The sequence below is a fragment of the Streptomyces sp. Rer75 genome (assembly GCF_013414305.1).
Taxonomy (GTDB): Bacteria; Actinomycetota; Actinomycetes; order Streptomycetales; family Streptomycetaceae; genus Streptomyces; species Streptomyces himastatinicus.
Genome location: NZ_CP058693.1, coordinates 4,748,866 through 4,761,475, shown reverse-complemented (window position 1 = coordinate 4,761,475; position 12,610 = coordinate 4,748,866). Strand labels below are relative to the sequence as shown.

Genomic DNA, 12,610 nt, shown 5'->3' with positions numbered 1-12,610 from the left:
ACGCGCCCGCCCGTCGCCCCGCCCACCACCCCAGAACTCGCCCCCTGCCGTGAGCCCGACCGGAAGCGGTGTAGCCCATGCTGCTGACCATCGACGTGGGAAACACACATACCGTCCTGGGCCTCTTCGACGGCGAGGAGATCGTCGAGCACTGGCGGATCTCCACCGACGCCCGCCGTACCGCCGACGAACTGGCCGTCCTGCTCCAGGGCCTGATGGGGATGCATCCGCTGCTCGGCGAGGAGCTGGGCGACGGCATCGAGGGCATCTCGATCTGCTCCACCGTCCCCTCCGTCCTGCACGAGCTGCGCGAGGTCACCCGCCGCTACTACGGCGACGTGCCGTCCGTCCTGGTCGAGCCGGGCGTGAAGACCGGCGTGCCGATCCTGATGGACAACCCGAAGGAGGTCGGCGCCGACCGGATCATCAACGCGCTGGCGGCAGTCGAGCTGTACGAGGGCCCGTGCGTGGTCGTCGACTTCGGCACCGCGACCACCTTCGACGCGGTCAGCTCGCGCGGCGAGTACGTGGGCGGCGTGATCGCGCCCGGAATCGAGATCTCGGTCGAGGCGCTGGGCGTGCGCGGTGCGCAGCTGCGCAAGATCGAGCTGGCCCGCCCGCGCAGCGTGATCGGCAAGAACACCGTGGAGGCCATGCAGTCCGGCATCCTGTACGGCTTCGCGGGCCAGGTCGACGGGATCGTCCGGCGCATGGCGCGTGAGCTGGCCCAGGACCCCGAAGACGTGACGGTGATCGCCACCGGCGGGCTGGCCCCGATGGTGCTGGGCGAGGCCTCGGTGATCGACGAGCACGAGCCCTGGCTCACCCTGATCGGCCTGCGGCTGGTCTACGAGCGCAACGTCCAGCGCGGCTGAACGGAGCTGAACGGAGCTGAACAGCGCTGATCCGGCTGATCGGCGCTGATCGGACTGAACAGCGCCGATCGGCGCCCGATCGCGCCGAAATCACCGTTCACCTGCGAACTCAGCGGTATTGGCGGCATTACGAAACGAATTCCGCGCGCTGTTCATCGCGCTGTTCATTCGGCAGGGCGCCGATGAGGGCACTCCACCGAGTGCCGAGGCGCAGTCGAGGAATGCCGTCCCGCCGAATTCGGGATCGACAAGCGGAACCCGCCCGGCCGCTGCCCGCCCCCGCCCGGAGACGCCCTGTCCGGGCACCGGATGGGCGCCGGATGGGTGCCCGATGGGCGCCGGACGGGCGCTCCGGCGCGGAGGCGGCCGCGCCCCGGCTCCCACCGCCGAATGGCCGCCCCCGCAACGCGCCGCACCGCCCGCCGCTCAGCGAAATTTGTCCGCTTAGCACTTAAAGTCCTCCCATGCCCACGCCCTATGGATCCCGCGGCGGAATGGCGTTCAGTGCGGATGAGCTGCGTGTGCTCCGACGCGCCCTCGCCATCGCCCTTCAACCCGAACCCGTCACTCCCCCCGGCCCTCTCGGCCCGGACCGGGCGGAGGAGGTCCAGGACTGTTTCCGGCTCGCCGAGGCCGTGGACGAGGCGGTCCGCGAGGGCGGGCGGCTGCGAGCGTTCCTGCTCGACGAGCTGGCCCGCTACCGCGCCGCTCTCCCCGGCGCCGCCGTCGGCTATCTGGAGCAGCTCGAGGGCGCCCTGGCGGCCGGTTACGAGCCGCTCCCGGAGGACCTGGCCGCGCTCCGCACGCTGTGCCGGGCCACTGCCTCGGACGGCGAGGCCGCGCGCCGCCGCGCGCTGCTGAGCCACTGCGAGCGCCTCGCCGAGCGCTGCGTACGCGCCCGGCTCGCGACGCGCGCCGTGGCCGCCGAGCCGCCGCGTCCCCGCCCCGTGGAGGCCCGGCTGCGCGCCCTGCCGGGCGGCGTCGGAACCGGAAGGGGGTCGGCCGGGCCGGAAGGGGGCCCGGCCGGGCCGGTGCTGAAGGACGACGAGCCGAAGCGGGAGCCGCGCAAGAAGCCCACCCCCGCTCCCGACCGCGGCGACCGGGAGGAGCCGAAGCGGCGTGAGCCGGGGCGTGGCACCGGCCGCCCGCAGCGGCCGGTGCCGACGCCCGCCGAGGTCTTCCCGCCCAAGCGCCGCCGTCCCTCCCCGCCGCCGGAGCACGAGTCCCGGCTCGGCCCCGGCGTGCGGCCCGGCGTCGGCTCCGGCGTGCGGCCAGGCGTCGGGCCCGGCGCGGGGGCCGACGCGGGCGCCGCGTAATCTGGGGGCATCGAGCAAAAGGAGGCCGATTGCCATGGATTACGTCTCCGCGCTGGTGCCGCCCCTGGTGATGGCCGTGGCCTTCACCTTTCTGATCGTGACGATGATCAAGAGCCAGGGTGGCGCCAACAAGGCGAAGGAGGACCACCTCGTGGACGCGGCGCTCGCCCGCGCCGAGGCGGACCGCACGGCGTCGGCCGGCAACGCGCCGGGCCGCGACGCGTCCTGACGCCCCCCGCACCAACCGCCACGCCCCGGGATGCCTCCGCATCCCGGGGCGTGCGGCCATTCGCCGCGCACATCCCCCGACATTCGGTACATCTCCCACTATTATTCACGTGTGCCTCGGCCATTGGGAGAGCTGGAAGACGCGGTCATGACGCGGGTGTGGAAGTGGAACCGCCCGGTCACGGTCCGAGAAGTCCTGGAAGACCTTCAGCGAGAACGCTCGATCGCCTACACGACGGTCATGACCGTAATGGACAACCTCCATCACAAGGGCTGGCTCCGCAGGGAGGTCCAAGGCCGCGCCTATCGATATGCCGCGGTCTCCACCAGGGCCGCCTACTCGGCCGCACTGATGAACGAAGCGTGGTCAACCAGTGACAACCCGGCGGCCGCCCTCGTCGCGTTCTTCGGGATGATGTCCGAAGAGCAGCGAGATGCACTGCGGGATGCCATGCGCGTCGCACAACTCGGTGAGCCGGGAGAGAGCCCCGGTGAGTCGGGGCGATGAGCCGGGGCGATAGCGTCCGGCCATGTCCTCTGCACTATCAAAAGTAGTCACCGTCCGCCGAGCCCGGACCAGCGATGTACGAGCCGTGCGCCGGCTCATCGACTCCTACGTGAGCGATCGCATCCTGCTCGACAAAGCCACGGTGACCCTTTACGAGGACATCCAGGAGTTCTGGGTCGCGGAGCGGGACGAGGACGCTGAGCTCATTGGCTGCGGCGCACTCCACGTCATGTGGGAAGACCTCGCGGAGGTTCGTACTCTCGCGGTGGATCCCGCTCACAAGGGGAGTGGTGTAGGCCACCTGGTGCTCGACAAGCTGTTGCAGACGGCGCGCTGGCTCGGCGTCCGGCGCATTTTCTGCCTCACCTTCGAAGTCGACTTCTTCACCAAGCACGGCTTCGTGGAGATCGGCGAGACGCCGGTCGACGGGGATGTCTACAGCGAGCTGCTGCGTTCCTATGACGAGGGCGTCGCCGAGTTCCTCGGTCTCGAACGGGTGAAGCCGAACACCCTTGGCAACAGCCGGATGCTTCTGCAACTGTGATCGCGGTCCCTATGTCCGAATCGCGCCCCTATCACATAGCTCCGGAACAGTGGGTTCCATCAGCCTTCCCGCATGGTCGATCGGTCGAACCTTCCCGGAGGGTTTGTGTTTTTCCGGGAAAAGCGGTTTCCTATTCTCCCGTAGTGTAATTACCTGGGGGGTGAGACATCAGCGGCTAACGCCGCGCCCCGAGCCCCCCGTTTTCCCTGAAAGGAACCCCATGGCACAGAAGGTTCAGGTCCTTCTTGTCGACGACCTCGACGGCGGCGAGGCGGACGAGACCGTGACGTTCGCGCTGGACGGCAAGAGCTACGAGATCGACCTCAACACCGCCAACGCGGACAAGCTCCGGGATGCCCTGGAGCCGTTCACCAAGGGCGGCCGTCGCACCGGCGGCCGGGCTTCCGGTGGCCGTGGAAAGGCGCGCGCGGCGTCGGGCGGCAGCCAGGACACCGCGAAGATTCGCGCCTGGGCCAAGGAGAACGGCTACGAGGTCAATGACCGCGGCCGTGTTCCGGCGACCGTTCGTGAGGCGTACGAGAAGGCCAACGGCTGAGCACGTCACCCTTCCCCGGCTCGCCGCTGCCTGGGCAGTGGCCGGGCGCGCAGCAACCGGGCTCGGTGGCACTCCGTGGCCGCCGCACCCACGAGCCGCACGAGGTCGGGGGCGCCCCCATCGCCCCCGAAGCCTGTCACCGGCAGCGTCGGCTCCACCCCGCCCCCCGGCTCGGGAGGCCGCAGCCATACGGCGGCCTCCTGCGGGCACCGTTCAGCGGGCGTCCCGGCCCCGGGTTCCCCGGGCGGAGGCCATGCGGCGGAGGGGCACGGAGCGGTGATCCGGCCGCCGGCGCCGAGTGCGGTCAGGTCCAGCGGAACCCCGCCCCACTCCAGCCAGTCGAGCAGCCCCGGCAGCTCGTCGGCGCTGCCCGCGGCCACCAGCAGCCGCATCCAGGGGCCCTCCACCGCGACCGGACCGGTCCGCGGTACGCGCCGCAGCAGCGCGAAACCGGCGACGACCGGCAGCTCCAGTACGTCGAATGCCACCCCCGTGAGCAGCTCGACGGGACCGCTGCCGGTCGTCGGCCAGTTCAGCCCCCGTTCGTACCACCGCGCGCACCCCGGTGCGCCCTGTGCCGGTGAGCACGGTCCGGGGGCCGGGCGGTCCTGTGAGCGGCCGGACGGCGCCGTGACGGTGGGGATCATGCCCAGAGAAACTGTCTCCCTCCCCGAAGGTTACGTCTCGTAGGCGGGCAACCGCACGGCGTGATCGGATGGGGGCGTGCAGGGGCGGTGAACTGGCGCAAGGTTGTTCGCCCGTAGCGGAGGGAACCGGCCCGCCCGGCATGGAGTGTCCGTGCTTGCGGGTAAGACATCCCTAGTGGGAGGGGCGGTCCGCGTGTCGGGAGAAAGGGGCGTTCGCCATCGGCGTACTGGCGGTGGGCGTATATGCCTGGCCTGCGGGAACATCGTCTCGCACCATCGGGTTGGAGCAGTTGTCGGCTGTTCGGGCAGGAGGCCATCTGCTGTGCGCCCTGTGAGAGTGGGGCCGATCCGGACGGTTGTCGGCAGTTGGAATGAGCTGTCCCGGGTTGCGGGACTAGCATGCGGAAGGACAGGGAGGGGATCGTCCCCGATCTTTCTGACCGCTCTGAGGAGCGATTAACGATGTTCGAGAGGTTCACCGACCGCGCGCGGCGGGTTGTCGTCCTGGCTCAGGAAGAAGCCCGGATGCTCAACCACAACTACATCGGCACCGAACACATTCTCCTGGGCCTGATCCACGAGGGTGAGGGTGTCGCCGCTAAGGCCCTGGAGAGCCTCGGGATTTCGCTCGAGGCGGTCCGCCAGCAGGTGGAGGAGATCATCGGTCAGGGCCAGCAGGCCCCGTCCGGGCACATCCCCTTCACCCCCCGTGCCAAGAAGGTCCTGGAGCTGTCGCTCCGCGAGGCCCTTCAGCTCGGCCACAACTACATCGGCACGGAGCACATCCTGCTCGGCCTGATCCGCGAGGGCGAGGGCGTCGCCGCCCAGGTCCTCGTGAAGCTGGGCGCCGATCTGAACCGGGTGCGGCAGCAGGTCATCCAGCTGCTCTCCGGCTACCAGGGCAAGGAGGCCGCCACCGCCGGCGGCCCGGCGGAGGGCACTCCCTCCACCTCGCTCGTCCTGGACCAGTTCGGCCGCAACCTCACGCAGGCCGCCCGCGAATCCAAGCTCGACCCGGTCATCGGGCGCGAGAAGGAGATCGAGCGGGTCATGCAGGTGCTTTCGCGCCGCACCAAGAACAACCCGGTCCTCATCGGCGAGCCCGGCGTCGGTAAGACGGCGGTCGTCGAGGGACTGGCCCAGGCCATCGTCAAGGGCGAGGTGCCCGAGACGCTCAAGGACAAGCACCTCTACACCCTGGACCTGGGTGCCCTGGTCGCCGGCTCCCGCTACCGCGGTGACTTCGAGGAGCGCCTGAAGAAGGTCCTCAAGGAGATCCGCACCCGCGGCGACATCATCCTGTTCATCGACGAGCTCCACACCCTGGTGGGTGCGGGTGCCGCCGAGGGCGCGATCGATGCCGCGAGCATCCTCAAGCCGATGCTGGCGCGGGGCGAGCTTCAGACCATCGGCGCGACGACGCTCGACGAGTACCGGAAGTACCTGGAGAAGGACGCGGCCCTGGAGCGCCGCTTCCAGCCCATCCAGGTCGCCGAGCCGTCGCTGCCGCACACCATCGAGATCCTGAAGGGCCTGCGGGACCGCTACGAGGCGCACCACCGCGTCTCGATCACGGACTCGGCCCTGGTCGCGGCCGCCACCCTGGCCGACCGCTACATCTCGGACCGCTTCCTGCCGGACAAGGCGATCGACCTGATCGACGAGGCCGGTTCCCGGATGCGGATCCGCCGGATGACCGCGCCGCCGGACCTGCGCGAGTTCGACGAGAAGATCGCCGACGTGCGCCGGGAGAAGGAGTCCGCGATCGACTCGCAGGACTTCGAGATGGCCGCGGGCCTGCGCGACAAGGAGAAGCAGCTCCTGGCCGCGAAGGCGAAGCGGGAGAAGGAGTGGAAGGCCGGCGACATGGACGTCGTCGCCGAGGTCGACGAGGAGCTGATCGCCGAGGTCCTGGCCACGGCCACCGGCATCCCGGTCTTCAAGCTCACCGAGGAGGAGTCCTCCCGGCTGCTGCGCATGGAGGACGAGCTGCACAAGCGCGTCATCGGCCAGAAGGACGCCATCAAGGCGCTCTCGCAGGCCATCCGGCGTACGCGTGCGGGCCTCAAGGACCCCAAGCGCCCCGGCGGCTCCTTCATCTTCGCGGGCCCGTCCGGTGTCGGTAAGACCGAGCTGAGCAAGACTCTCGCCGAGTTCCTCTTCGGCGACGAGGACGCGATGATCTCGCTCGACATGTCGGAGTTCAGCGAGAAGCACACCGTCTCGCGGCTCTTCGGCTCCCCGCCCGGATACGTGGGCTACGAGGAGGGCGGCCAGCTCACCGAGAAGGTGCGCCGCAAGCCGTTCTCCGTGGTCCTCTTCGACGAGGTCGAGAAGGCCCACCCGGACATCTTCAACTCGCTGCTCCAGATCCTGGAGGACGGTCGGCTGACCGACTCCCAGGGCCGGGTCGTGGACTTCAAGAACACGGTGATCATCATGACCACCAACCTCGGCACCCGGGACATCTCCAAGGGCTTCAACCTGGGCTTCGCCGCCCAGGGCGATGTGAAGACCGGCTACGAGCGGATGAAGGCCAAGGTCAACGAGGAGCTGAAGCAGCACTTCCGCCCCGAGTTCCTGAACCGTGTCGACGACACCGTCGTCTTCCACCAGCTCACCGAGGAAGACATCATCCAGATCGTCGACCTCATGATCACCAAGGTGGACGAGCGGCTCAAGGACCGCGACATGGGCATCGAGCTCAGCGGCGACGCCAAGAAGCTGCTCGCCAAGCGGGGCTACGACCCCGTGCTGGGTGCCCGGCCGCTGCGCCGGACCATTCAGCGGGAAATCGAGGACGTGCTGTCGGAGAAGATTCTCTTCGGCGAGCTGCGTCCGGGCCACATCGTGGTCGTGGACACCGAGGGCGAGGGTGAGGAGAAGAAGTTCACCTTCCGCGGCGAGGAGAAGTCGGCGCTGCCGGACACCCCGCCGATCGAGTCCGCCGCCGGCGGAGGCCCGAACCTGAGCAAGGACGCATAAGCGTCACCTTGTGAGCGGCTGAGGGGCCGCTGGACCGTTTCGGACGGTCCAGCGGCCCCTTTCGTCGTCCTGGCACGCCCGCGGCCCTCTACGGGCCTTCTCGGGCCGCTGCGGGCCCGTGGCGATTCCCGCGGCGTGGCGGTCGGACCGCCGACCGGAGGGCGGTGGCGGAAATGCCGCGCATTCCGTCTTGAAAGATTCGGTGCACGAAATGCGGAGGGCGGCCGGTGCCGGGGCGGGGAAAGGGCCGCGGCATTTCCCGGGGCGGTTTGAGGGCGACGGCCCGCCGGGAGAGGGGGGAGAACGGGCGGCCCGTCGCAGGGCTGACCCTATGGCCCGCCGCTGAGGGGTCGCTTATGGCGGGCTGAGTTCGGCCCGGGCGGGGGCGCGAAAAGGGGAGGCGGCGGCGGGAACGGCCGGGGTACCGTACCCGCATGGACTCGTTTCTTCAGATCTACGGCTGACACGCCGCCCTCTCCAGCGCACCGGTGAGATCGCCGCTGCGCTGGTTCGTCGTGTCCCATTCGCCGTAGACCTGAATCGAGTGATCTCTCATGTCCCGTCGCCGTGCCCATATCGCGATGGTCGGCATTCCCGCCATCAGCCATACGCTCCCCAGCCTGGAGCTCATCCGGGAGCTGGTGACGCGCGGCCACCGCGTGACGTACGCCAACGACTCGTACCTGGCGGACGTCATCAAGCCGACCGGTGCCGCACTGGTGCCGTACGGCTCGACCCTGCCCGTCGCCGACAACGACTGGCCCGAGGACCCCATCGCCGCGATGACCGTCTTCCTGGACGACGCGATCCAGGCGCTGCCGCAGCTGCGCGCCGCGTACGACGACGACCCCGCCGACCTCTACCTGTACGACATCGGCGGGTACGCCGGGCGGGCACTCGCCGAGGCGCAGGGGCGTCCGGCGGTGCAGCTCTCGCCGTCCTTCGTCGGCTGGGAGGGCTACGAACAGGAGGTCGCGGCGCACCTCATGGCGTTGCCCGGGGCCGACGCGTACCACGCGAAGTTCGCCGCGTGGCTGGCCGGTTGCGGGGCGACGACCACCGACGTGAACGCCTTCTGCGGCCCGCCCGGGCGGGCGATCGCGGTGATCCCCCGGGCCATGCAGCCGAACGCGGACCGGGTGAACGAGGAGGTGGTGACGTTCGTCGGGCCGTGTCTCGGCGACCGCTCCGACCAGGGCTGGTGGGAACGTCCCGCGGGTGCCGGGAAGGTGCTGCTGGTCTCCCTGGGGTCGGCCTACACCCGGCAGCCCGGCTTCTACCGGGAGTGCCTGTCCGCCTTCGGCGATCTGCCCGGGTGGCACGTCGTGCTCCAGATCGGCCGTTACGTCGACCCGGAGGAGCTGGGGCACGTCCCGGCCAACGTCGAGGTCCACCGGTGGGTGCCGCAGCTGTCGATCCTGAAGCAGGCCGACGCGTTCGTCACCCACGCGGGGATGGGCAGCAGCGGCGAGGGCCTGTACTGCGGGCTGCCCATGATCGCCGTACCGCAGGGGGCCGAGCAGCCGGTGAACGCCGACCGGCTCGTCGAACTCGGCGTGGCCCGCCGCGTCGACACGGCGGACGCGATCGCCGAGGTGCTGCGCGCCGCGCTGCTCGACCTGACCACGGACGGGGAGGTGGCCCGGCGGGCCGCCGACCTGCGTGACCAGGTGCGGGCCGAGGGCGGCACGGAGCGGGCCGCGGACCTGATCGAGGAGATGCTGGGCTGAGACACGCCTGCGGCCCGGTCCGTAAGCCGGGCCGGGCCGCAGGTGCGGTCACTTCACGCGGTCACTTCACGATGGTGATGCGGTCCGCCTTCGGCGGGTTCAGGGGCGTGGACGCCGACGAGTGCGCGCCCAGGTAGGCGTTGAGCGCCTCCAGGTCGGAGGCACCGACGAGCTTGTTCTTGCCGTCCTTGAAGGCGGGGAAGCCGTCGCCGCCGCCCGCGAGGAATTCGTTCATCGCGACGCGGTAGGTCTTGGCGGGGTCGATGGGCTCACCGTTCAGCTTCACCGTGTCGGTGACGATCCGGTCCTTGCCGGACTTGGTCAGATCGAGGGTGTAGGTCAGGCCCTTCGAGACCTGGAGGATCTTGGGGGATGCCTCGTTGGAGCCGCTGACCTGCTGCTGGAGCGCGGTGATGAGCTGGGCCCCGGTCAGGTCGATGACGTTCATCATGTTGGTGAAGGGCTGCACGGTGAACGCCTCGCCGTACGTCACGACCCCGTCGCCCTCGCTGCCGGACGCCTTGTAGGCGAGGTCGGAGCGGATGCCGCCGGGGTTCATGAGGGCGATCTGCGCGCCGCCCTTGTCGTCCGGGGCGAGCGCTTCGAGCTGGGCGTCGGTGATGACGTCGCCCAGCGGGGATTCGTACGCGCCCGAGCCGCGGCCGTTGATGTCGGCGGAGACATAGCCGACGGGCCTGCCCGCGATGGGGGCGGCGAGCTTGTTCCAGCGGCCGATGAGCGAGGTCATGTCGGCGGCCTTGGGCCGGTCGCGGTCGACCACGTGGTTCGCCGCGTGGGCGCCCTTCACCGTGGTGCGCACGATGTCGTTCGTGCGGCGGTCGTAGGTGAGGGTGGTGTCGGTGTAGAGGCGGCCGAAGGAGGCGGCGGAGGTGACGGTGCGCGGGGTGCCGGAGGGGTCCGGGATCGTGCACGCGTAGGCCGCGTGGGTGTGGCCGGTGACCAGGGCGTCGACCTTCGGGGTGACGTTCTTGGCGATGTCCACTACGGGTCCGGAGATGCCCTTGCCCGCGCCGCCGTTGTCGCAGTCGTCGTTGTACGCGGCGGAGGCGGGCGCTCCGCCCTCGTGGACGAGGGCGACGATCGACTTCACGCCCTTGCGCTGGAGCTCCTTGGCGTACTTGTTGATCGTCTCGACCTCGTCGTGGAACTTCAGGCCCTTGACGCCGTCCGCGGTGACGACGTCGGGGGTGCCCTCCAGGGTGACGCCGATGAAGCCGACCTTCACGCCCTTGTGGCGCCAGACGGTGTACGGCTTGAGGATGGGCTTGCCGGACTTGTCGTCGGTGACGTTGGCGGCCAGGTACGGGAAGTCGGCGCCCTTGAAGGTCTTGCCCTTCTCGTAGCAGCCCTCCTTGGGGTGACAGCCGCCCTTCTGCATGCGGGTCAGCTCCGCGCGCCCCTCGTCGAACTCGTGGTTGCCGACGGAGGTGACGTCGAGGTCGAGCTTGTTGAGGGCTTCGACGGTCGGCTCGTCGTGGAAGAGGCCGGACATCAGCGGGCTCGCGCCGATCATGTCGCCGCCGGCGGCGGTGACGGAGTACTCGTGGCCCTTGCGGGCCTGGCGGAGCGCGGTGGCGAGGTATTCGGCGCCACCGGCCGGGATGGCCTTCGTGGTGCCGTCCGGCTGGGTTTCGGTGACGGTGCCGGAGGAGCCCTGCGGGGGCTCCAGGTTTCCGTGCAGGTCGTTGAAGGACAGCAGCTGTACGTCGACGGTGCGGCCGGGCCGGTGCCGCTGGGCGTCGGTCCCCTTGGCGTCGGCCCCCGCCGGGTTCGCGGCGGACAGCACCCCGGCGGCGGTGGCCAGCACCGCGACTCCGGTGGCCAACCGGCGTGCCGCTCCGCGCCGTTGAGGTCTCGCTGACATGTCGTCCCCTTGTGTGCCCCGTGGTGAGTGGTGGGCGGCAGCTTACGGTCAACGCGCGTAGCGGGGCAGGGGGATGGAGGTTACGAGCTGGTTGCCGGTCGTCAACCGGGTGACCCGCGCCGGGGGCGAGGAGTCCGGCGGCTTGCCGGGGAAGGGGGCGGACGTACGCTCGGTCCCATGGATGACGTGGTGAACGAGACGGCCGGGGCCCGCCGGATCGAGGTGCTGGACGAACTGGCGCCCGCAGTGGTGGAGGACGTGCTGCGGCTGATCGCCGAGTCCGCGCGCGCCGACGGGCAGCAGGCGGTCTCCGAGCAGGGGCGGTTGCAGCTGCGGGGGCGCCGGGAGGGGGTGCGCCACCTGGTGCTGCGCGAGCCCAGCGGGGAGCTGGTCGGCTACGCGCAGCTGGAGGACACCGACCCGGTGGAGGCCCCGGCCGCCGAGCTGGTGGTGCGTCCGGCGCACCGCGGCCGGGGGCACGGCCGGGCGCTGGGCGTGACGCTGCTGAAGGAGTCCGGGAAGCGGCTGCGGGTGTGGGCGCACGGCGGGCACGCCTCGGCGCGGCACCTGGCGCAGGTGCTGGGGCTGACCCTGTTCCGCGAGCTGCGGCAGATGCGGCGTCCGCTGGGCCCGCCGGACGAGCTGGGCATCCCGGAGCCGACGCTTCCGGAGGGCGTGACCGTACGGACCTTCCGGCCCGGTGAGGACGACGAGGCGTGGCTCGCCGCGAACGCCGCCGCCTTCGCCCACCACCCCGAGCAGGGCTCGCTCACCCAGCGCGACCTGGACGACCGCAAGGGCGAGGCGTGGTTCGACTCCGCCGGGTTCTTCCTGGCCGAGCGCGCGGGCGAGATCGTCGGCTTCCACTGGACGAAGGTGCACGCCGAAGAGCGGCTGGGCGAGGTGTACGTGGTGGGGGTGCGGCCGGACGCGCAGGGCGGCGGTCTTGGCCGGGCGCTGACCGCGATCGGGCTGCGGCACCTGGCGGCGCAGGGGCTGCCGACCGCGATGCTGTACGTCGACGCGGACAATTTCGCCGCCGTGTCCGTCTACGACCGGCTCGGGTTCGTCACGCACGAGACGGATCTGATGTATCGAACCGAGACCTGAGGGCAAGGAGTACGCGGGAAGGCGTCCCGGGAAGGCGTCCCGGGAAGGCGTCCCGGGAGGGGCGGACCAGCCGGGAGAGACGGGGCTTTCCGGGAGGGATCGGAGGCTCCGGGAGGGGTGGTCGGGACTCCTGCGGGTCGAGTCCCGATTTCCCAAACGCCATGTCTCCGTTACCGACGGTTCAATCTCGGTTGCAAGCATCACTGAATGCAGCCCGCTGTGCCCC

At 70.2% G+C, this 12,610-nt stretch carries 11 protein-coding genes; 9 read left to right on the top strand and 2 right to left on the bottom strand.

Features of this window, described 5'->3' with window-relative positions; genetic code table 11:
• Window positions 1-77 precede the first annotated feature (77 nt).
• The 6 genes from HYQ63_RS20020 to HYQ63_RS19995 all read left to right on the top strand — a co-directional run bounded on the left by HYQ63_RS20020 (window position 78) and on the right by HYQ63_RS19995 (window position 4,027).
• The gene (locus tag HYQ63_RS20020; RefSeq protein WP_179935192.1) at window positions 78-875 is read left to right on the top strand and encodes a type III pantothenate kinase; all 798 of its coding nucleotides are present in this window, start codon (window positions 78-80) and stop codon (window positions 873-875) included.
• 464 nt (window positions 876-1,339) lie between these two features.
• A complete protein-coding gene (locus HYQ63_RS20015; protein WP_257231969.1) occupies window positions 1,340-2,191 on the top strand; it encodes a hypothetical protein in 852 nt (283 codons plus the stop codon).
• A 34-nt stretch (window positions 2,192-2,225) separates the two neighbouring features.
• Window positions 2,226-2,420: a hypothetical protein gene (locus HYQ63_RS20010; RefSeq protein WP_009716895.1), complete on the top strand. Its 195-nt coding sequence runs from the start codon at window positions 2,226-2,228 to the stop codon at window positions 2,418-2,420.
• 111 nt (window positions 2,421-2,531) lie between these two features.
• Window positions 2,532-2,927 (top strand): BlaI/MecI/CopY family transcriptional regulator, encoded by a 396-nt coding sequence (locus HYQ63_RS20005; protein ID WP_009716896.1) that lies wholly within the window; start codon window positions 2,532-2,534, stop codon window positions 2,925-2,927.
• A gap of 22 nt (window positions 2,928-2,949) precedes the next feature.
• The gene (locus HYQ63_RS20000; RefSeq protein WP_123107277.1) at window positions 2,950-3,471 is read left to right on the top strand and encodes an amino-acid N-acetyltransferase; all 522 of its coding nucleotides are present in this window, start codon (window positions 2,950-2,952) and stop codon (window positions 3,469-3,471) included.
• 220 nt (window positions 3,472-3,691) lie between these two features.
• Entirely contained in the window at window positions 3,692-4,027 is a 336-nt protein-coding gene (locus tag HYQ63_RS19995) for an Lsr2 family protein (RefSeq protein ID WP_123107278.1), read from the top strand.
• A gap of 5 nt (window positions 4,028-4,032) precedes the next feature.
• Here HYQ63_RS19995 and HYQ63_RS19990 read toward each other — a convergent pair whose 3' ends face one another.
• Window positions 4,033-4,674, bottom strand: a complete 642-nt coding sequence (locus HYQ63_RS19990) for an SCO3374 family protein (RefSeq protein WP_179935191.1) — start codon at window positions 4,672-4,674, stop codon at window positions 4,033-4,035.
• Window positions 4,675-5,136: 462 nt separating this feature from the next.
• Here HYQ63_RS19990 and HYQ63_RS19985 point away from each other — a divergent pair, with 462 nt between their 5' ends.
• Both HYQ63_RS19985 and HYQ63_RS19980 read left to right on the top strand, forming a co-directional pair.
• On the top strand, window positions 5,137-7,659 hold the full coding sequence (locus tag HYQ63_RS19985) for an ATP-dependent Clp protease ATP-binding subunit (protein ID WP_123107280.1): 2,523 nt from the start codon (window positions 5,137-5,139) through the stop codon (window positions 7,657-7,659).
• Between the two features lie 554 nt (window positions 7,660-8,213).
• On the top strand, window positions 8,214-9,389 hold the full coding sequence (locus tag HYQ63_RS19980; RefSeq protein ID WP_179935190.1) for a macrolide family glycosyltransferase: 1,176 nt from the start codon (window positions 8,214-8,216) through the stop codon (window positions 9,387-9,389).
• Window positions 9,390-9,450: 61 nt separating this feature from the next.
• Here the strand turns inward: HYQ63_RS19980 and HYQ63_RS19975 are convergent, their stop codons facing one another.
• Window positions 9,451-11,274: a bifunctional UDP-sugar hydrolase/5'-nucleotidase gene (locus HYQ63_RS19975; RefSeq protein ID WP_179935189.1), complete on the bottom strand. Its 1,824-nt coding sequence runs from the start codon at window positions 11,272-11,274 to the stop codon at window positions 9,451-9,453.
• A gap of 177 nt (window positions 11,275-11,451) precedes the next feature.
• Here HYQ63_RS19975 and mshD point away from each other — a divergent pair, with 177 nt between their 5' ends.
• Window positions 11,452-12,384 carry a mycothiol synthase gene (gene mshD, locus HYQ63_RS19970; RefSeq protein ID WP_179935188.1) on the top strand — a complete coding sequence of 311 codons (933 nt, stop codon included), beginning with the start codon at window positions 11,452-11,454 and terminating at the stop codon, window positions 12,382-12,384.
• Window positions 12,385-12,610: the final 226 nt, after the last annotated feature.

Coding starts and splice junctions, on each gene's coding strand:
- HYQ63_RS20020 (WP_179935192.1), top strand. CDS start 78: ATGCTGCTGACCATCGACGTGGGAAACACACATACCGTCCTGGGCCTC.
- HYQ63_RS20015 (WP_257231969.1), top strand. CDS start 1,340: ATGCCCACGCCCTATGGATCCCGCGGCGGAATGGCGTTCAGTGCGGAT.
- HYQ63_RS20010 (WP_009716895.1), top strand. CDS start 2,226: ATGGATTACGTCTCCGCGCTGGTGCCGCCCCTGGTGATGGCCGTGGCC.
- HYQ63_RS20000 (WP_123107277.1), top strand. CDS start 2,950: ATGTCCTCTGCACTATCAAAAGTAGTCACCGTCCGCCGAGCCCGGACC.
- HYQ63_RS19995 (WP_123107278.1), top strand. CDS start 3,692: ATGGCACAGAAGGTTCAGGTCCTTCTTGTCGACGACCTCGACGGCGGC.
- HYQ63_RS19990 (WP_179935191.1), bottom strand. CDS start 4,674: ATGATCCCCACCGTCACGGCGCCGTCCGGCCGCTCACAGGACCGCCCG.
- HYQ63_RS19985 (WP_123107280.1), top strand. CDS start 5,137: ATGTTCGAGAGGTTCACCGACCGCGCGCGGCGGGTTGTCGTCCTGGCT.
- HYQ63_RS19980 (WP_179935190.1), top strand. CDS start 8,214: ATGTCCCGTCGCCGTGCCCATATCGCGATGGTCGGCATTCCCGCCATC.
- HYQ63_RS19975 (WP_179935189.1), bottom strand. CDS start 11,274: ATGTCAGCGAGACCTCAACGGCGCGGAGCGGCACGCCGGTTGGCCACC.
- mshD (WP_179935188.1), top strand. CDS start 11,452: ATGGATGACGTGGTGAACGAGACGGCCGGGGCCCGCCGGATCGAGGTG.